Genomic DNA, 19,941 nt, shown 5'->3' on the forward strand with positions numbered 1-19,941 from the left:
CCCTACATTTATTAAGGAGTGCGATTGCCAAGTATCGGTTCTATATTGCTAACTTTGGTATTGTCTAGGTAATTGTAGACTCTTCTCGAAACTTCCCGGACAAAATCTCCAGCTTTGGGATCGTAGTTTGGTCTTTGCACCAAAACACCTGCTAAATAGCTTTTGCCGTTGGGCATTTGAATTATACCGGCATCACCAATGATAAATCTCAATGTACCAGTTTTGTGTGCGATCGTCGCTCCTTTACCAATACCAGATGGTAATAAACTATTGGTTTTGACACGGCGCATAATGCCTAAAACTTGATTGCGGCTGTTTGGGGATAGCAAACGATTGTTATAAACTAGCGCCGCCAATCTGACCAAATCTTTAGAACTGGTTGTATTTTTGCCAGCTATGTCTGGAAGTAGATTCCGAAGTGCTGTATTTTGCAATCCCCAGCTACGAAAACGTTGGCTAACTTTTGCTGCACCACCCAAGCGATCGAGAATCAGATTTGTGGCAGTATTATCGCTGATTGTCATCATTAAGGTAGCAGTTTCTAGGACGCTGAATTTAGTTCCTATGGGTTTGTATTGCATAGTTCCAGATTCGCCAACCTTTAAATCGCGCCGCATCACTAATTTATCGGTGAGTTTAATTCTACCAGCGTCTATTTCTTGGAAAAGAGCCACTAATAAGGGAAATTTGATTGTACTAGCAGCCGCAAATCTCTTTTCACCATTGATATCTATATAGTTTCCTGTAGCTAAATCTAAGAAAAATATTCCTGGATTTAATGTTTTATAACTCGCTAACAAACTGCGAATTTGAGAAGTCATACCAACCATCTCTTGTCCAAGATTCACAACTCCGGCAAATGTGGAAGCATCTGTAGATTTGATGGCAATATCTTCTCTATTTTCCCCAACAATGGGATTGTTTTGGCGGTCAAATGAATTGAATTTGAAAATCCAATGAGAACGAGAATCTCCTTTAATTGATATATTTTGGGAGGTAACATCATAACCAGGAGCTAACTCTACAACAAAACGAGTTGTTTGAGAGTCTGGTTTGCCGAGGCGAATTTCTTTCACCGCCTTGCCAAAACTTTGTTTGATAGTATCAGAATTAAAATTAGTTCCAGGTAAGTCAATTACCAATCGGCTAGGATTATCTAATAAAAAGGCTTTTGGTTCTATTCCCGAAGTGGTAGTTAAGTCTAATTGGTTTTGGCTAGAATCATAGTACCAAGACTGTAATTGTGACGCTTTAGCTTGTCCTGCGACTAAAACCAAACTGCTTAAAGCAATCGCTAGTAGATGTGATTTCATGTTGTGAATGTGGGTGTGCAAGTTAGGAGCGACTAATCAACTTTACTTAGATTGTTTTCTGACGTTCGTGCTGAACTTCCGGAGAAAAATTCAGAAATCCCATTGAGTTATTTTTTGAGATAGTATTTGGGATTAGATAAGCACGAGAAATTATCATTACTTGTCAAAAGTAAATCGCTGATAGTTTTGTTTGTGGTGTGAGTTGACAACAACAGAAATTGTTAATCTAGCCGAAGGACGAGCGAAGGATTAATTATGTTTCCAACTTATATTTTGTATAGAGCTAATTTTGAGGATGTTTGAAAAGTCCTTATAGCGGTTCCCATTCAAATGACAACATTACATCACCAGGAGTAGGGGCACAGCAGCCCATTGGTGTCAACAAAAGCCTAGAAATAGCTTAACTGTTGGCTTGGCTGACTCACCCGCCTCGAACTAAAGTTCAAGGCTAATAGCTAAAGTCTACTCAAGTAGACTAAAGATTTTTCGGATTTTTTAGTCATCTCTTAGATGATTTTCGCTATTAGCAAGGAACTGAAGTTCCTTGCGAGACATGACTTTTGCCTTAAGTTGACACCAATGGGCAGTGCAGTGCCCCTACGGGTGTACCTCACGTAAACGAGAACTATGAATTTTAACCTGTAACCAAGCGTGACAATAAAATGGGAACGGGATAAATACGCAATCCCTCGCCCAGTCGCAGAGGGACAGACTTGAACTTTAGTTCAACTCGCATAGAGGTTCGTTGACATCTCACATTAAAAAAAATCAGCCACCCAAGGAGGGCTACCCGCAAATATTTGCGTAGCTGCTGCAATAGCTGTTTCTGTCCCATGCAGTTTTCCGGCTATTTGCAAATGGTGGGGTGCGAACAAACTTGTATATATTGGTGCTAGTTCTCGAACATCTAGCTGCAACTCACCTTTTCCACCTCTGGTAACTTCACCGCGTCCATTGGCAACAGAAAGAATGAATTTACCATTGTTTGCATCTAGCAAATTATCTTGAATATCTAAGTGCAGTTCAGTTTCAACTCCCGATGGATAACCCCGCATCTCCAGCGCCTTGACTACATCTACTACCCGCAGCATCCAACGCATTGTATTCTTAAGTTTGGCAGTTTGCTCTGGTAGCAGCAATGTCAAGGAATCAATTGCAGAACTCCTCCATCGTACTTGGTCAATTTGGGAGCGATGACTGGCAAGAAAAGACCAGAATGTTTGTGCAGCCGCAACTGTGAGAATTACCCAATCCTTTACCCGCAGGATTGCGCCATCTTCTGTTGAATGTTGGCTAAAGAGGATGTAGCCTTCGGGTTTCTCTTTTGTACCGATAAAATATGCGTAAAATGTTTCCTTCTCATCTGGCTGGATTAAGCGCTCCCAAATTGCGGGATGTCGGTCTAAATATCCATGCGTTAATCTCGCCTGCTGCTGATATAGTTCGTGAAAGACTTGATGATTGATTGGCACTATTGGGTGCAAAGGTAGGGATTGCTCTCGCAATTGGATACTTTTAGTCGGAACTTCCCAATTACACCAGCTACCCCCCTGCTCATACCCGACTTTTCGATATAAGCTTTGAGCTGCTGGATAAAGAGCAGAGAGGGGTATACCTCTAGCATAAAGTTCTTTGAGGGTGTGCTGCATGAGAGCGATCGCAGCTCCCGAACCGCGATACTCTGGAGCAATACCTACTACGGCAATTCCTGTCATTGGTACACGCACACCACCCCACCATTGGCCCATATCCAGAGTTGCCAATCCACCAATTAATTGTTCTGACTCACGAATAATGCGGAAGTTTTCTACGCCAAGCAGATTGATGTAAGCTTCTTCGCCACCAAGTCCACTGATGAAACATTGCTCAAAGATACTCCCAAGCTGCTGAATATCCTGTCGATGGGCAAGAGTGCTGTATTCAAATTGAGCCGTCATCTCTTATACCATTAGTACAAAACCACAATTATGCTACAGCAAGCGTTGTCTCTATGCTTCATCAACTATGTTTCTTTGACTCAACCCATCATAATTTATTTATAGGGATTCCTACTGCCTCCTTAACAACTACTAATCAAACAGCGTAGGCGTACCCCGTCGTAGACATCGCTATTATTTAAATATTAGTTGTCAAAATTTAAACGTTTGCAGCTAATGTGGCTTGATATATAAGAAAAGATTAATTATTTGCAGTTAACCTATAATTAGTTGCAGCAAATGCTTAAATATTTGCAACAATTGCTCTTTTATATATAAGAAAAAATTAAGCATTTGCAAGATACATATAAGTTGTTATTGCAAGCAATTTAACGTTTGCAGCTAATGTTGCTTGATGTATAAGAAACGCTTTAACATTTGCAGCAATCATTGCAATGAACTTATAAATCTGTTTACTAGTTCAAACTAAAAAGTTTTCTAAGTAAAATTAACTAAAGTTTTGTAAATGCGATCGCAACTCATTAGCCTTAAAGTGGTAACGAAAACTTTTTGTGCAATTGTGGTCAAGAGACTATGAATGTTGTAATCAATTTATTGCTTTTTTTGCTGCCAATTCTGAGTAGCCTTTTGATTGCCCAGGTTTCCAACCCTTTATCTTCTTATCAGACTCTCCAAACTATAGACGGGGCAGCTTTATATAAAAAAGAATTAACAAATGGTAACGAAGCATATTTACAAGTTATCGATCTGGGCAAAATGCACATAGACCAAATTACCGGAGAGGTAGATAATATGGGTCTAAATGAGGGTAAATATTATAAAGGTGAAGGTGGATATTACAGCCCTTTTTTCAAAACCAAGTTGTTTTCGGAAGTAACAGACGAATATAAGAATCTTTATGCAAACAATGTTTTTTCGATGATTAATTGTTCTTTTTTTGAGCAATACGAATCTAGTTCTCAATTATCCTTTCCCATTAAACTCAATGGTGTAGTCATCAGTGGTGGCACTAGCCCTTACGGCCCAATCAAGCAACCAAAAGATAAATACTATAGTAATGTTCACCTCAAAGCCCTAGTCTGGAACAGTAAGCAGGCATACATTACCGATTACGACCAGGTTAGCGGTTCGCCTCTCAACCAAAACGCAGTGAAGAATGCGATCGTCACTTACCGATACAGCGATCATCCGGCGAAAGTATTAGCCCAAAACCAAGTGAATAAGTATCAAGTCATGGGTACTTTGAACAAAGATGGTGTTAAAGGTGACGAGCTTTTGTTAATTATGACGGTGAACCAAGCAACTCTGGATGAGGCAGCCGATTTATTACGGAAATTAGGAGTTAAGGGAGATATCATTACTGTTGATGGGGGCAGATCGACTTATTTATTCAATTCGCAGAATGGAAATATTCTTGTTCCACAACTATCTAATCCGCAAGAAAATCCTGTTTTCCGACACCTACCTCATTATCTAGGATTCCGTAAGAAAAGCAAAAATCAGGTTGTACCAAAAATCTCGATCGATCAGCCAGTGAATAAAGTACTTCCAAAAAAGGATCGGCCTTATTTAATATTGTGGCGAGATAATTTTGACGGCGATGTCTCGATTAAGTTGTACGATGGAAACAAACTTATCCAAAACATTTCTTCCCGTACTGCTAGTGATGGAGTTTATGAGTGGACACCACGTATTCCGGTAAAAGAAGGCTATTTTATTCGTATTTCTAGCTGGAAAGACCGGAATATTTTCGGGCAGTTGCAACTGTAATATAGTGCTTTTCGTTTGTATACAATACACTCTTACCTCTCTCAAAACCTCTCTTTTAAGAGGAGAGAGGCTTTGAATCTTACTCCCCTTCCCTTGCAGGGAAGGGGCTGGGGGTTAGGTCTGTATTGGAATCAACTAAGAAGGGCTATAAAGATAAACACTGTTTTTAGCGGTGCAGAATGGGAAAATGAAATGGATAACTAGCTAAACGAGCTAAACGCAAACCTCTCAACAAGGTTAACGGTGTGGCAGCGATCGGAATTGTTATCGTTTCTCACAGTAAACAACTAGCTTTGGGTGTGCGGGAACTCGCCGCGCAGATGGTTCAGGGTCAAGTTCCCATTGCTGTTGCAGCAGGTATTGAAGATCCGGACAATCCATTGGGTACAGATCCCATCCAGGTTTATGAAGCGATCGCTTCTGTTTTTTCTGATGATGGTGTCTTAGTATTAATGGATTTGGGTAGTGCTTTGCTGAGTGCAGAAATGGCAATCGAGTTTTTGCCAGAAGCACAGCAGCAAAAAGTGCATTTGTGTGAAGCACCTCTAGTAGAAGGCGCGATCGCTGCTGTGGTAGCGGCGGCGGCTGGTGGAGATATTCACCAAGTTATGGCAGAAGCACGCGGCGCACTTCTAGCAAAAGCAACTCAATTGGGTGTAGTTAGTAGGCCGTTAACACTTGTCACTCATAACACCCCAACAACTAATATAGAATCACCAACGCGAGAAATCCGACTGATTGTAAGCAATCGTTTAGGATTACACGCCCGTCCCGCAGCGCAGTTTGTGGCAACCGCAGCCCGGTTTCAATCCCAAATTTTGGTACAGAATTTAACGAGAAATACTGAGTTAGTCAGGGGTGACAGTATTAACCAAGTCACAACTTTAGGGGTGCGTCAAGGACACGAATTGGCGATCGCTGCCACTGGTTCCGATGCAGATGAGGCGCTGGCGGCATTACAGGCATTATTCGCAAATAACTTTGGTGAAGATAATGTTGCCTTGAATTCTCCACCAGCATTTCAACATGCGGTTACCCCACCAACTCATGGCGAACTTTCGGGAATAGCAGCTTCTCCTGGAGTAGCGATCGCACCCGTTGTTCGTTATCAACCCACCCACATTGTTATTACGCAATACCACGTAAATGACCCTGATGCAGAGTGGCAACGATTACAAACAGCAATCCACACCGCCCGACAAGAAATTCAAGCAGTTTTCTCACAAGCATCTCTTCAAATTGGTGACGCGGAAGCCGCTATCTTCGATGCCCAACTACTATTTTTAGAAGATCCAGTACTGTTGGAAGCGGCTAAAGAGCGTATTTTTGAACACCATATAAATGCTGAAGCCGCTTGGCAAGCCGTAGTCGATGAAGTAGCAACTTCCTACCGCACACTTGAGGATTCTTATCTGCAAGAGCGAGTTGACGATGTTGTGGATGTCGGGCAAAGAGTGCTGCGATTATTAGCTGGAAATGCCGCTGCTAACTTGCATCTTGATGAACCTGCAATTTTGGTGGCGACTGATTTAACTCCCTCAGATACCGCTAGACTAGACCCGACAAAGGTATTGGGTATTTGTACAACTTCAGGTAGTGCCACATCTCACAGCGCAATTATCGCCCGGACATTGGGTATTCCCGCAGTTTTGGGAGTAGATGCCCAGGTGTTGCACTTGGCAGATGGTACACTTATGGCACTTGACGGTGAAAGTGGCAGAGCTTGGGTAGAACCAGAATCACATATCCTGGATTTACTGGCAGCAAAGCAGTCAGCTTGGCAAGCTGCTCAACAGGAAGCACGAACTACAGCACACCAGCCAGCAATTACTCGTGATGGTCGGCAAGTTAGCGTTTTCGCCAATATTGGTAGTATAAGTGATGTCCAAGTTGCTGTGGCTAACGGTGCAGAAGGCGTGGGATTACTCCGCACTGAGTTTCTCTATCTGGATAGGACAAGCGCCCCCACTGAAGAAGAACAACTAGCAGTGTATCAAGCGATCGCCCAAGTTTTAGATAATCGTCCGCTAATTATTCGTACCTTAGATGTCGGTGGTGATAAGCCCCTTCCTTATCTCAGAGTAGGGTTTCCAGAAGCTAACCCTTTCTTAGGTTGGCGAGGAATTCGTTTCTGTTTGGATCGTGTGGATTTGTTCAAAACTCAGCTACGGGCAATTTTGAGAGCTAGTGTAGGACACCAAATTAAGATCATGTTGCCGATGATTGCCAGTGTAACTGAGGTACGCGCAGCTAAAGTAATTTTGGGTGAAGTGCAGGCTGAACTAAATCAAGCTGGTATCGCATTTGATGCAGCGATGAAAGTAGGAATTATGGTAGAGGTTCCGGCAGCAGTTGCGATCGCAGATCGGTTAGCCACTGAAGTAGACTTCTTTAGTATAGGTACTAACGACCTGAGTCAGTACGTCATGGCTAGCGATCGCACTAATCCCCGCGTGGCAAATTTAGTTGATGCGCTACATCCAGCCGTCTTGCGAATGGTGCAGCAAACTATTCAAGCTGCTCATGCGGCGGGGATTTCGGTGGGATTATGTGGAGAATTGGCAGCAGATACTTTAGCAACACCAATTTTATTAGGTTTGGGGCTGGATGAATTGAGTGTGAATCCCCAAAGTATACCTGCAATCAAACAGGCGATCGCTAGGTTTTGTATAGTTGAAAGTGAAGCGATCGTGGCATCAGCATTGCAACAGGATTCCGCAGAGCATGTTAGAGAACTAATTTCAACTTCAATTACTCCCCCTGCATAATTAATTCGTAATTAATAATGAAGCTGGGAGAACCTCATTACAAATTACGAATTACGAATTACGAATTAGTTAAAATCTTATTCCCAGTTGCCCGTTAAACCCACGAATAGAATTGTAACCAGCTCCCACAAAAACGTTATCAGTAGCACCTACCTGAACACCACCGGAAACTGCAACACCTTTATCCTCTGAATAAAGCCCAACTCCTACATAGGGTGAAATTACAGGTAAACGGATAAATTTTAAAACATCTACTCCTGTAGCACCATCAGGGCCAATTCCTACCTCAACCCCTAAATCCAAAGCCCTAGCTCCTACAGCATAAGTTATATCACCATCTTTTCCACCGACTGAAACCCAAGGTTGCGGTATAAGTTGAGCCGATGCTTGACTTGGGGCAAATAAAACTAACAAACCGATGGATGTAAGTAATGTTTTAGCAATAATCGCTATTTTCACGTTATTTTCTTCCACTAACTGGTGTATTTTAATTGTCTTCTCACAACTGCCCTTACTCCAACCAAAGTTTGGGCATAATGGCTAGTCCTGACGGATTGAACTTCATTTGAGTGCCCGATGAGTTCAAGCATTATTTTGGTAATGTAATATTAATTAAATAGGAATAAATTACGCATTAACAAAGTAAACAATAAGTGGTGTTGGTAAAATCACAAAAAAGCCATCGCTAATTACCAAAAGACTTGAAAGACTAATTTGGATTTCACCTCCGAAAGCTTTACTGCTTTTTTGTTACCGCTCAACTTATTCACCTTATAACCTAGATTACTATTTTTAACTATTTTTCTGGCACGTCTACATAGGTAATCCCCATCTTTTCTACAAAATCACGTTCTTTTAATTTCAAATAAATCTCTCTTGCTGAAATGAAGTCATCTATTTTATCTTGTTTATATAAATCCACCATTTCTTGGTTTATAAAATGCCTCTCTAGAACTCGTAGTGGAGAAGTTGTAATAAAATTATTAATTTGTTTTTTATCCTTATCTTCCTCAAATTCAGATGACAATCTAAGAATAATATTAGCTGGAGGTTTGTCTTTTTTTGTTTTTGAAAAAATGAAAATTTCTTTTATTCCCTCCTGAAATGCTATAAATTTCGTTTATTTTATCAATTAATCTTTCCTTATCTCCAATAGAAATCCATTTCTCATTAAATGGCATTTTGAAATTATTTACGTCGTCTGCCAAAAACAATTCATCTAAATTATCTATATCCCACAGAAATTTATCCTCTAAAATCTCCAAAATTATTTTTGAAGTTTTAGATTGAATATTTACATCTTCAGAAAAAAATAAATCAGGATTGAATTTTACTATCATTTTACTGGGGCTTCTTTTTTTTACTTAATGTTTTTCTCATAGAAATTATTTCTTTAACATTCTCATTAAAAACACCATTAGGCCAATCACTCAAAACGCCGTCTTCATCAACAGTAATTTCACGAAGTTCTTGCCCTTTCAATTTGGCATCTTCTACCCAATAAATTACTAAATCATCTTTTGTGAAGCCAAAATCATTTTCAACAACTAGCTTACGAAAACGCAAGAGCATATTTTCAGAATGAGTCTCAATGATAAAAGTCTGACTATTTTTCTTTGCAGAACTTGCAAATAACTCCGCTAAATCGCCATGTGCCGCAGGATGTAAATGCAGTTCGGGCTGTTCTAAAACAATTATAGAGTCAGGTCTATTTGTGACATTAGCACGAACAACTAAAGGCAGGGCTTGATTCATTCCTTGTCCAACATCTACAATATTTATTTTAAATTCTTCTTCATGTATTTTATTGATATTTTTTGTGCGGATAATATTTTTAGAAAGTACAACTTCAAAATAAGGTCGGTTTTTATCATCAACTGTTAATGTCCAACCATCAAAGTGTTCTTCATACCACTTTCCTACATTTTTATATAATTCATCGTCTTTCTTTAATTTACTTACCCCAAGCATTGCGTAAGCATTTTCACCTGTAACACCCGTATCTCTAAATTGTATCTGCCCCGTCAAATAAAAACATCTTTTGGGCAAAATTCTAAAAGGCCCGATATAATCAACATCAATTTCCAATTTCTTTATAGATAAACTTTTATTCGTATTACTTTCGGTAAATTTAGTAGGAATAAATCCTTTAAATGCACATTCATATAATTTTTGACTAATAGTGTCAAAGTATCCATCATCATTAAGCTCAAGTTCAAATTCCTGTATTTCATCTTTATATTTCCACTGAAAAACTTCTAATCCATAGCCGTCCACTTTTTTTAGTAAACCAATTTCTATCTGTACATTATTTTCAAATACAATCTTAAAATTTAAAGGAATCCCACCTCGGTTATTCTCAAAAAACAAATTATCAAATTCTCCGCCCAACTCTACCCCATTGTTATTTAATAATAATGGTTCATTAATATTACCCATAAGCGAATTTTCAAACAAGGTAAATATTTTGGCTCTAGAACTTTTGCCAGAACTATTTTTCCCGATTAAAACAGTAATTGGCTTTAATTGCATTGTCTGTTTTTCGGAAAATGCTTTATAATTTTCAAAGGAAATAGATTTTAATTTCATAATTTTTAATTCTTCACTTTACGAACTAAAATGTCAATTACTTTTTTATTATTGCCAATAAAGTATACTACTATAATTGAATTCCATCTCCCTCTTTTGGTTCACTGTCTTCTCAATACGAAAAACGAAGACTCTCACCGAATTAACTTTTGTTTTCTAGCATGACATAGTTGCCAATCCTCTGCATCCACTATATGCTTAACCAGTGAGGCCACAATAAAATTTAGCGGCTTAGTGCCTGATGCCAAACCAGGAGCGAACAAAAAAGTCGAAATCTCACTGACTAACCAGAACGGCTCCCGTCTTCACCACTTTGATTAACGCAAAAAGCTGGCTTCCGGCTAAAAACCAATGACAGCTATGCATCCCTACTCCCAAGTGGATACATCTCGCAGCAAATTAGGAATTTCCCCTTGAGATAATGGAAACTCCAGCAAGGTTTCTCTAATACCTAAATATCCAGATTCAGCAAACGACAAAAGCATTCGTGAAAGCGCTAACCAAACCTCCGGTTCGTATTCCCAATCACGATAACGCGAGGCTTTACCAGCAATTGAACGTAGCGCCCAGAAATAAGAGTTCCGCACCACCGAGCCACCCTTCTTAAACTCTGGCACATCTTCGTGGTGGATAAAAAGGATTTGATTTTCAATTCTGGCTCTCATGTCAATTTTAGATTAAAAGTAAATCTTAAATAGGGTGCATTAAGGCTTTAGCCTAACGCACCATATTGTACGGCGGTGCGTTGTCTTTATCTTTTCTCTGTGTACTCTGCGCCTCTGTGGTTCAATAAATAACTTATAAACCGCAGAGGCACAGAGAAGCCAGTGCATTGGGCGGGTTCCCCGACTTGTTCGCTGAAAGCGTTCCCGCAGGGTAGCAACTGGCGCAACGCAGAGATTTTGCAATAACAAAATCTCTAGATTTAATACCTAAAAATTAGCGCTTAAACCCAGACGAAAAGTGAATCCAGGGCTATATATGCGATTAACTCGCTCATATTGCTCACCGAGTAGATTTTCTAAATAAACTGTCAATCCTAAATTGGTAGTTAAAGGTATACGACCGGTCAAATCTAAATTCACGAAAGATGGTGCAAAATCTGTAGGCTTGTCAGTAGAGTTAGCGAAGATGGATCTACGAGCGCCACTATTGTAAGTAACATACAAGTTAGCCTGCCATCCCGCATTTTCATAACCTACGCCAGTTTGAAGTACAGAGTAGGGAATTAAACCTAACTGTAAACCTTTCTCTGTACCTGTTTTTATTTGAGCATCCGTATAAGTATAGTTGAGGAAAGTTGACCAGCCAGCCGCAATTTTAAATTGCAAAGCTGCTTCTAAACCATTGGTATCTACTAATCCAATGTTTTCCCATCTGCCGGCGATGACTCCCAAGCGATCGCCTATACTACTACCAAAGTAAGTAAACTGTCCAATCAGATTTTGAGAAAAATTTACATCTACTCCCGCGCTCCAAGTAGAACCAGTTTCCGGTCTTAAATCAGGATTAGGTTCCCAACCATGAACTGTATCATAAACATACAACTGATCTAACCCAGGATTGCGTTGTGCGCCTGCCCAACTTCCACGCACTGCTACTATTGGTGTGACGGCATAACGTAACCCAACACTAGGGTTGAGATAATTTCCAAACTGGCTGTCAAAAGTTTGCCTTAGCCCTAAATCTATCAAAAAGTTATCGCTAATATTCCAAGTATTGACAGCAAATAAAGCTGTATTGAACAAACTTCTATCTTCAGTTTCATTTGTGCCCAACCTACTAGGATTTGTACTAAAAACATCACCATTTAAATCGGTGTTTTTTAAATCTAATCCCCAACGCAATTTATTATTGGCAGTAATTTTCCACTCATGATCTACTCTGGCTGTGAGTTGTTGTGTATCTAAAGTTCCTGTACGGTAAAATGCTCCTGTGGGCCCATAGGTGCTGAAATAATCTTGATTATAACCAATTGAGGTTGTCAGGTTAGAGCTTTCCCCATTACCTAGTCGAGTTTTCCAAGATAAGCCGACATTTAAACCATCGTGGTCTAATCTATCTCTTTGGAGAGGGAAACCGAAATAAATTAAACCGCGACGACTGCTGAGTGCAGTAACATCTAAATTCAGAGAATTTTTCTTATCTAAATCTACTCCAATGCTACCAAAGTAGGTACTTGTAGCTGTGTCTGCATTGAATAAAAATCCTTGTTCATCGCGATTTGCTGCACCTACAGGGACGCGGTAACGGTTATCTGTAAAGAACCTTTCAAAGCTAAAGTTGTACTTAACATTATTAGATGAACCACCATAACTCACTTGTTGATTATTTAAACTCAATGAGCCAAATTCTGCACTAGCGTTCAATTTAGGTTTACCATAACCTTCCTTGGTGATGATATTCACAACACCCCCAAAGGCTGAAGAACCATACAATGCGGAGGCTGTCCCGCTGTATAATTCCACTCGTTCAATCGCCTCTACAGGAATACTATTTAAGTCAGTTCCACCATGATAAGTGTTGACATTATTGTTAATTGGTCTGCCATTAATCAGAAATACAGACTGATTAATTGAGGCTCCCCGGTAGTATGTACCCGTGTGAGTATCTGCGCCATGTCCTACATCATTGATCGCAAAACCAGGCATTCTTTTCAAAATATCGGCTAAACTTGTAGCGCCCTGCTTTTGAATTTCTTCTTTCTGAATTACGTAAGTTGGAGTAGATTGAGGTAAGTTGTCTGGTTCTCCGATCGCTTCTATAGAAATATCTGGCTCATCGCTCGGAGTTTGCTCTGTTTCTGGCTGATTCTCTGGGCCAATTTCACTCGGCGCAGATTGTTGAGTTAATAATTCGGCATTAGTGGCGGGTAGCTCGATTTCGCTCAAACTCGGAATATCTGAAATGACTTCGGTTGATTTATCAGTATTTCTATGCTTAATTTCACTCTCAGCAGCCAAGCTAGGAAACGCTATCAGTAAACTTGGTAAAGCAACTGTTAGCAATAAAAAATCCTTTTTCACGTTCTCTTTCACACCAAGTAAAAACAGTCACCACGTAGCATTGTTGCTGTAATAGTAAAATCGTGTCAAAAGACACGCTGTCATATTTCTACAGTTCAGACGAGACTGTTGGTCAATTCATTATGTGTTAAAATTTGGAATGGCCAGCATCTTAAGAAGGCATGAAGGGATTCGACCCAGGATGAATTAGAGCCAAACTAAAGAGCGTACCCTGCAAGAAGCTGACGCAACAGTGGGGGTTTTAAATCCTTGCTTCCTGCGATCGCTTTACTGAAGCAGATCGCGGACAGGGCCGTTTTCCTCCTGTTTTTTGCCCTCCGCCTTAATTTTTCAGACTTAAGGAATAGAAATTTCTATTACTACTGATAGAGCAAATAATATTATTTTTTAAGTTAGATTATAGTGTTAGTGATTTTAGCTGAATTCTTAGTAACTTTAAATTTTGACTAATTATTCAAAAAAATCGAAGTCAATTATTTGCCAAAAAAGTAATTATTCTAAATTTAATTATGTATTTAGCTTTATGGCCAGGGAATGTATATCCTTTAGGTGCAACTTGGGATGGTAAAGGGACAAACTTTGCTTTATTTTCGGAAAATGCAACAGGGGTAGAACTTTGTTTATTTGATAACGATGGCGAAGAAATTCGTTTGCCTTTGACAGAAAAAAATAATTTTGTTTGGCATGGTTACTTACCAGGAGTGGGCCCAGGTCAAAAGTATGGGTTTAGAGTGCATGGGATGTGGGCACCAGAAGCAGGCCATCGATTTAATCCAAACAAACTATTGATTGACCCCTATGCCAAGGCAATTGACGGTGAGTTTAGTAACGATCCAGCTGTCTTTGGCTATTCTCTAGATGCTGAGGAAAAAGACTTAGTTTTTTCTGAACTAGATGATGCCAAAATAATGCCCAAGTGTGTTGTGGTCGATCAATCTTTTGATTGGGAAGGCGATAAACTGCTTGCTACACCTTGGTATACAACTGTTATTTATGAAACTCATGTTAAAGGTTTTACTAAACTACATCCAGGTATTCCAGAAGAGTTGCGCGGCACTTATGCCGGGTTGGCGCATCCAGCTGCAATTCAACACTTACTGCAATTAGGAATTACAGCAGTTGAGTTGATGCCAGTACATCATTTTCTATCTCATCCGGGACATTTAGAAGGAAAAGGATTAAGCAATTACTGGGGCTACGATTCCATCAACTATTTTGCTCCCTATTCTAGTTACAGTGCTAGTGGGACTGCGGGACAACAAGTCACTGAATTCAAGCAAATGGTCAAGGCACTACATTTAGCCGGAATTGAAGTGATCTTAGATGTAGTCTACAACCACACTGGCGAAGGAAATCATTTCGGGCCAACGCTATCTTTGCGAGGTATTGATAATTCTGTATATTACCGTTTGGTAAAGGACGATCCTCGCTACTACATGGACTTTACAGGCTGCGGTAACTCTCTGAATGTGCGTCATGCTCAAGTTCTGAAGTTAATCATGGATAGCCTGCGCTATTGGGTAATAGAAATGCATGTAGATGGCTTCCGGTTTGATTTGGCCTCGGCGCTAGCGCGGGAATTATATGAGGTAGATAACCTATCAGCTTTCTTTGATATTATTCATCAAGACCCAATCTTGGCAGATGTGAAGCTGATTGCTGAACCTTGGGATTTAGGAGAAGGCGGCTATCAAGTCGGAAACTTTCCACTGCGTTGGTCTGAGTGGAATGGTAGATATCGGGATACAGTCAGAGATTTTTGGCGTGGTGTAGATGATAGTTTAGGACAATTTGCTTACTGTTTTACTGGTAGCCCTGACTTGTATCAAAGCAACGGGCGCAACCCAAATGCAAGTATTAATTTCATCACTGCTCATGATGGTTTCACGTTAAATGATTTGGTCAGCTACAACGAAAAGCATAACGAGGCAAACGGGGAAGACAGTAGAGATGGTGAAAGCCATAATAGATCCTGGAATTGTGGTGCAGAAGGCGAAACCGACGATCCAGAAGTAATGCGTTTGCGCGAACGGCAACGACGAAACTTTTTAGCAACCCTAATGCTATCTCAAGGTGTCCCAATGCTATTAGAGGGAGATGAAATTGGCTGTAGTCAAAAGGGAAATAATAATGTCTACTGCCAAGACAATGAGATTTCCTGGCGGCATTGGGATTTGCATAAAGCGAACGCGGATTTACTATATTTTACACGCGAACTAATTAATTTTCGCCATCAGCATCCAGTATTTCGACGCCGTAAGTGGTTTCAAGGTCGCCCCATTCACGGTTTAGGCATTAATGATATTGCTTGGTTTAATTCTGATGGCAGTGAAATGACTGAGAAGCAGTGGCTAGTTAGTTATGCCAAAGTAATGGAGATTTTTTTGAATGGGCAAGGAATTGCTACTCCAGGCGATCGTGGGGAGCGGATTATTGATGAAAGTTTTCTAGTATTTTTTAACGCACACTATGAGTTAATTGACTTTGCTTTGCCAAATGAATTTAAAGAGAAGGTATGGGAGATAGTAATTGACACTAATGAACCTCGCTTTTTAGATCGGGGAAAATTAGTTTCAGGCTCTCAAACCTTACCAGTTACAGATCGCTCTCTGATGGTATTACGCCTGATCAGTTAGTAGTACGAGAAGAAAAAGATACTCAAGTTTATAGAAAAATATATTTTTCTATAAACTTGATAAAATGCTTCAAAGATTCCATAAATATGAATAATTTAAATCAAGAAATCACTGACATATTTGATGCAGTTATTGATAATAATTTATCTAAAATATGTGAACTTATTGCTAATGGAGTAAACATAAATCAGAAACATTCGCATACCAGGCTAACTCCATTAATACAGGCGATTAATTTGCTTCATATAGAAGTTATTAAGCTTCTTATTGAAGTAGGAGCAGATGTACATTTATATCAATATATTCAAACTACACCATTAGGACTATCAACCTCATTGGGTAATCTTGAGATAGTCAAACTATTACTTCAAGCAGGAGCTAATCCCGATCTGGGCGGTATTGATGAACCTCCTCTTCATAGAGCAGTATTAATAGAACGTGTTGATATAATTAAAACTTTGATTGAAGCAGGAGCTAACATCAACCATCTAAATTCTAGTAATTTCACTCCTTTAATGGTTGCTGCTAATAATGGAAAATTTGAAATAGTTAAATTTTTAGTGGAAACAAGACGTGTATATATAAATGCGACAAATCAAGAAGGAGAAACAGCTTTAGATAAAGCTATATATTGGGGGTATCAAGAAATAATTGATTATTTGCATCCTTTAACAAATCTGGAATTGCGACAAGAAGATTAGTTGCAAAAAAATTTGTAGGTTGGGTTGAGGAATGAAACCCAACAGTCCGATCGATGTTGGGTTTCGCGTTGCTCCACCCAACCTACATCTACATCTAATGCACTCAGATGGTATCCTAAGGGATAATAAGCTACTCCCCGATTAACTTAAACCTGGGTTAAGTCTAATGAATTGAGAAAAATTACGCTCTGCAATTGTTAGCATTGGGATAAATTACTAGATTAAAGTCGAGTATAGCTTTTTTCCCAATGACTAAAAAAGATGAATAAAGTAGAGTACTTAATTCTCAAATCAGCTTTACAGTGTCCTGAAAATATCATAAATGTAGCGAATGATTACAAAATACCCAATTTTGAAGTTGTAAGAGCCGCAAATAGCTTATTTCAAAATGGGTATATTTTAGCAGAAATTGTTAATGATGAAGAAAATATCAAGGAAAATCTATTATCTAAAGTTCAATCTAACGAAGATTCTTTGCCTGAGAATTTTCTGGGTAAAGGCATAAATAATTATAATGAAAAACCTTTAAGACCTATATTTAAAGCTGAAAAACCAGCAATATTAACCCTTACTCAAATTGAAGCAAGTTTGTCAAGAGAATCGGGAATTTTATACTATTTAACTCCCAAAGGAGGCTTTCATTGGGAAACGATTACTCATCCAGATTGGAGTCATTTTGCTTCAATAATATTTAGCAACACAGAATCTGAAGAGATAGATTTAGAAGAAGTGATATGTCCGTCTAAACAATTTATAGAAAAGTATCTCAGCATAGATTGCTATGTATCTCCTGTAATTCATGTTCCAGGAACAGAGGTTTGGGATGTACTCTCTCCTTGGCAAGCAACTTACTGGAAAACTTTACCTAGAGGATATAGAGTACGTTTTCAGTGCGTACACAATAATTGGTATATAGACTCAGATACTACACCAGAGTGGATTGAGGCGAATGACCAAGCTAACGAATGGTACTGGGAATTTCGACAATGGTATACAAACCCTGAATTTGAATAATAATTTGCTATTACGTAACAATTCCGAATTACGTTAGCATTGATAAAACTGGAAGCTCCACAAACACAATAGAAAACAATAATTTATGATTCAAACCTTACGCAAACTAGTTACATTCGATGAATTCGTTGCTAAATACCCTGACAACACAGGAAAACGTTATGAATTACATGATGGAGTAATTGTAGAGATGCCGCAACCTACAGGCGACCATGAAGAGGTAGTTGGATTTTTAGCCTTTGAAATTACTAGAGAGTGTATTCGTTTAAATTTGCCCTACTTCATACCCAAAACAGCATTAGTCAAACCGCCTGAAAATGAATCTGCTTACTCACCAGATGTGCTGATATTAAATCGCCCCAATTTAGTAAACGAACCTCTGTGGAAAAAAGAATCTACTGTAAGCCAAGCGGAATCAATACCCTTAGTAGTTGAAGTAGTGAGTAGCAATTGGCGTGATGATTATTTAAAAAAAGCTGCTGATTATGAAGCTGTAGGTATATCAGAATATTGGATTGTAGACTATGCTGCTTTAGGCGGTAGGCGATTTATTGGCAACCCTAAACAACCAACTGTCTCTCTCTACACCTTAATTGAGGGAGAATACCAAGTTAGCCAGTTTCAAGGTAGCGATCGCATTATCTCACCTCTTTTCCCAGAGTTAAACTTAACCGTCGAACAGATTTTTCAAGCTGGTGGATACCCTGTATAGTACTGAAAATCTTATAAAAGAGCGATTTCCGTTGCAAAGGAGATTTTTTGTCGCAGATTCTTCAGTAAATCTAGAGTTTTTTCGTAGGCAACTCTCTTTCCTTGGTTTTCAAAGTACTCAGATGCTTTTTGTAAATCAGCGATCGCTCCTAAATGATATCCTAAGCGATACTGAGCTATTCCGCGATTAACGTAAGCCTGGGCATTACTGGGATTAAGTCTGATGACTTGGGAAAAATCGCGCACTGCACCAAAGTCATCTCCGTTTCGTCCGCAAGCACAAGCTCGGTTAAAGTACGCTCTATAATCGTTAGCATTGAGACGAATTGCTAGATTAAAGTCGAGCATCGCAGCTTGGGTATCTTCTAAGATAAAATGCGCTAAACCTCGGTCATTATAGATATCTGCAAGCAGTAAGTTACTGATTCGGGGAATTTGAGTTAGGGCTAAATTAAAGTCAAGAATTGCCTCCGAATCTTTCCCATCCCTAGCACGGGCTAGCGCTCGGTTGTAGTAAGCTCGAAAATCATAGGGTTTAAGTGCGATCGCTCGATTATGATCGACAATGGCAGCGGGATAATCTCCTAGTCTGTAATGTGCTACTCCCCGGTTTAGATAAGCCTCAAAGTTATCCGGTGCAAAATTTATCGCTTGAGTACAATCTGTAACAGCTTGATGGTAATCTTGTAGTTGGAGATAAGCAAGACAGCGATCGCTATAAGCAACAGCAAAATCTTTCTCAAGTGCGTAGTTTACCGCCGTAGGCATCGCCTGGTTGAAATTCTCTATTGCTTCCTGATAATTACCCTGCCGCATCTTATCTACACCCAACTCTAAGAAATCACTCGCTGTAATTTGGGTAATTAAAATGGGTGAAGAATGTGCAGGTAAAGTCAAAAAAGCCAGAGGTAAAGCAATAATTATACTGAAAAAAAATCGCCAGAAATTACTCATAATACCAAATTAGGATAGGTAGTATTGTTTGATATTCTTGGAACAGTCTTTTTGTCAAGACTCTAAATCCAAAATTGGTATAAGCATCCTGTTTGATAATTTCGGCAACTCTAAAATTAGCGGGACAAAAAGCCCCGCAAATTCTTAATTTTTGAAGTTAGATTTTAGTCTACTTCCAGTCCTTATCTGCTTGTGAAAGCACATAAGCAGTTACATCTTCAATCTGGTTAGCTTTTAAACGACTACCAAAAGCAGGCATGGCATTTTTACCTTTTGTAACTTGGGCGATAATCGCCTCCTCTGAGTACATACCATACTTTTCTAAAGCATCCTTCTTCAGGTTCTTCGGAGCTTGAACCAGATTTTTACCTCCCGCGTGACAAGAGGCACAATTAGCACTAAATACTTTAGCTCCACTAACAGCATCTCCTGCCAAAGCTGGACTACTGAAGGCAAAGGTGAAGATTGCTATGCCTAACAGCATCACTGTAATAATTTTTTTCATTTCGTGTTCTCTCTGCA

16 protein-coding genes are annotated in these 19,941 nt (G+C 39.4%); 6 read left to right on the forward strand and 10 right to left on the reverse strand.

The window, feature by feature from the left end; genetic code table 11:
• Window positions 1-11: 11 nt before the first annotated feature.
• On the reverse strand, window positions 12-1,313 hold the full coding sequence (locus V7L01_RS01535) for a serine hydrolase (protein ID WP_335031264.1): 1,302 nt from the start codon (window positions 1,311-1,313) through the stop codon (window positions 12-14).
• Between the two features lie 758 nt (window positions 1,314-2,071).
• Complete coding sequence (locus V7L01_RS01540; RefSeq protein ID WP_335031266.1) at window positions 2,072-3,250, reverse strand: GNAT family N-acetyltransferase; 1,179 nt, start codon at window positions 3,248-3,250, stop codon at window positions 2,072-2,074.
• Between the two features lie 573 nt (window positions 3,251-3,823).
• On the opposite strand from V7L01_RS01540, the gene V7L01_RS01545 reads away from it, so the two are divergent.
• Together V7L01_RS01545 and ptsP are read left to right on the forward strand one after the other, a co-directional pair.
• Window positions 3,824-5,020 carry a hypothetical protein gene (locus V7L01_RS01545; RefSeq protein WP_335031267.1) on the forward strand — a complete coding sequence of 399 codons (1,197 nt, stop codon included), beginning with the start codon at window positions 3,824-3,826 and terminating at the stop codon, window positions 5,018-5,020.
• A gap of 245 nt (window positions 5,021-5,265) precedes the next feature.
• A complete protein-coding gene (ptsP, locus tag V7L01_RS01550) occupies window positions 5,266-7,788 on the forward strand; it encodes a phosphoenolpyruvate--protein phosphotransferase (protein WP_335031269.1) in 2,523 nt (840 codons plus the stop codon).
• 69 nt (window positions 7,789-7,857) lie between these two features.
• Here ptsP and V7L01_RS01555 read toward each other — a convergent pair whose 3' ends face one another.
• The 6 genes from V7L01_RS01555 to V7L01_RS01580 form a co-directional block, all read right to left on the reverse strand.
• Window positions 7,858-8,247: a hypothetical protein gene (locus V7L01_RS01555; RefSeq protein WP_335031271.1), complete on the reverse strand. Its 390-nt coding sequence runs from the start codon at window positions 8,245-8,247 to the stop codon at window positions 7,858-7,860.
• Between the two features lie 337 nt (window positions 8,248-8,584).
• Window positions 8,585-8,815, reverse strand: coding sequence for a hypothetical protein (locus V7L01_RS01560; protein ID WP_335031273.1), 231 nt, complete (start codon window positions 8,813-8,815; stop codon window positions 8,585-8,587).
• 13 nt (window positions 8,816-8,828) lie between these two features.
• Window positions 8,829-9,128, reverse strand: a complete 300-nt coding sequence (locus tag V7L01_RS01565; protein WP_335031275.1) for a hypothetical protein — start codon at window positions 9,126-9,128, stop codon at window positions 8,829-8,831.
• A 1-nt stretch (window position 9,129) separates the two neighbouring features.
• On the reverse strand, window positions 9,130-10,377 hold the full coding sequence (locus V7L01_RS01570) for an AAA family ATPase (RefSeq protein WP_335031277.1): 1,248 nt from the start codon (window positions 10,375-10,377) through the stop codon (window positions 9,130-9,132).
• Between the two features lie 368 nt (window positions 10,378-10,745).
• Complete coding sequence (locus V7L01_RS01575; protein WP_335031279.1) at window positions 10,746-11,042, reverse strand: hypothetical protein; 297 nt, start codon at window positions 11,040-11,042, stop codon at window positions 10,746-10,748.
• 267 nt (window positions 11,043-11,309) lie between these two features.
• Window positions 11,310-13,403, reverse strand: a complete 2,094-nt coding sequence (locus tag V7L01_RS01580) for a TonB-dependent receptor plug domain-containing protein (RefSeq protein WP_335031281.1) — start codon at window positions 13,401-13,403, stop codon at window positions 11,310-11,312.
• Between the two features lie 509 nt (window positions 13,404-13,912).
• On the opposite strand from V7L01_RS01580, the gene glgX reads away from it, so the two are divergent.
• The 4 genes from glgX (at window position 13,913) to V7L01_RS01600 (ending at window position 18,466) form a co-directional block, all read left to right on the forward strand.
• Complete coding sequence (glgX, locus tag V7L01_RS01585) at window positions 13,913-16,039, forward strand: glycogen debranching protein GlgX (RefSeq protein WP_335031283.1); 2,127 nt, start codon at window positions 13,913-13,915, stop codon at window positions 16,037-16,039.
• Between the two features lie 86 nt (window positions 16,040-16,125).
• Window positions 16,126-16,740, forward strand: coding sequence for an ankyrin repeat domain-containing protein (locus tag V7L01_RS01590; protein WP_335031285.1), 615 nt, complete (start codon window positions 16,126-16,128; stop codon window positions 16,738-16,740).
• A 261-nt stretch (window positions 16,741-17,001) separates the two neighbouring features.
• Window positions 17,002-17,754, forward strand: coding sequence for a hypothetical protein (locus V7L01_RS01595; protein WP_335031287.1), 753 nt, complete (start codon window positions 17,002-17,004; stop codon window positions 17,752-17,754).
• Window positions 17,755-17,839: 85 nt separating this feature from the next.
• Window positions 17,840-18,466: a Uma2 family endonuclease gene (locus V7L01_RS01600; protein ID WP_335031289.1), complete on the forward strand. Its 627-nt coding sequence runs from the start codon at window positions 17,840-17,842 to the stop codon at window positions 18,464-18,466.
• An 11-nt stretch (window positions 18,467-18,477) separates the two neighbouring features.
• Here the strand turns inward: V7L01_RS01600 and V7L01_RS01605 are convergent, their stop codons facing one another.
• Both V7L01_RS01605 and petJ read right to left on the reverse strand, forming a co-directional pair.
• Entirely contained in the window at window positions 18,478-19,419 is a 942-nt protein-coding gene (locus tag V7L01_RS01605; RefSeq protein WP_335031292.1) for a tetratricopeptide repeat protein, read from the reverse strand.
• Between the two features lie 169 nt (window positions 19,420-19,588).
• Window positions 19,589-19,924 (reverse strand): cytochrome c6 PetJ, encoded by a 336-nt coding sequence (gene petJ, locus V7L01_RS01610; RefSeq protein ID WP_229460895.1) that lies wholly within the window; start codon window positions 19,922-19,924, stop codon window positions 19,589-19,591.
• Window positions 19,925-19,941 lie beyond the last annotated feature (17 nt).

It is taken from the genome of Nostoc sp. (assembly GCF_036917095.1).
Lineage (GTDB): Bacteria > Cyanobacteriota > Cyanobacteriia > Cyanobacteriales > Nostocaceae > Nostoc.

Coding starts and splice junctions, on each gene's coding strand:
- V7L01_RS01535 (WP_335031264.1), bottom strand. CDS start 1,313: ATGAAATCACATCTACTAGCGATTGCTTTAAGCAGTTTGGTTTTAGTC.
- V7L01_RS01545 (WP_335031267.1), top strand. CDS start 3,824: ATGAATGTTGTAATCAATTTATTGCTTTTTTTGCTGCCAATTCTGAGT.
- V7L01_RS01540 (WP_335031266.1), bottom strand. CDS start 3,250: ATGACGGCTCAATTTGAATACAGCACTCTTGCCCATCGACAGGATATT.
- V7L01_RS01600 (WP_335031289.1), top strand. CDS start 17,840: ATGATTCAAACCTTACGCAAACTAGTTACATTCGATGAATTCGTTGCT.
- petJ (WP_229460895.1), bottom strand. CDS start 19,924: ATGAAAAAAATTATTACAGTGATGCTGTTAGGCATAGCAATCTTCACC.
- V7L01_RS01605 (WP_335031292.1), bottom strand. CDS start 19,419: ATGAGTAATTTCTGGCGATTTTTTTTCAGTATAATTATTGCTTTACCT.
- V7L01_RS01590 (WP_335031285.1), top strand. CDS start 16,126: ATGAATAATTTAAATCAAGAAATCACTGACATATTTGATGCAGTTATT.
- V7L01_RS01575 (WP_335031279.1), bottom strand. CDS start 11,042: ATGAGAGCCAGAATTGAAAATCAAATCCTTTTTATCCACCACGAAGAT.
- V7L01_RS01570 (WP_335031277.1), bottom strand. CDS start 10,377: ATGAAATTAAAATCTATTTCCTTTGAAAATTATAAAGCATTTTCCGAA.
- V7L01_RS01565 (WP_335031275.1), bottom strand. CDS start 9,128: ATGATAGTAAAATTCAATCCTGATTTATTTTTTTCTGAAGATGTAAAT.
- V7L01_RS01595 (WP_335031287.1), top strand. CDS start 17,002: ATGAATAAAGTAGAGTACTTAATTCTCAAATCAGCTTTACAGTGTCCT.
- glgX (WP_335031283.1), top strand. CDS start 13,913: ATGTATTTAGCTTTATGGCCAGGGAATGTATATCCTTTAGGTGCAACT.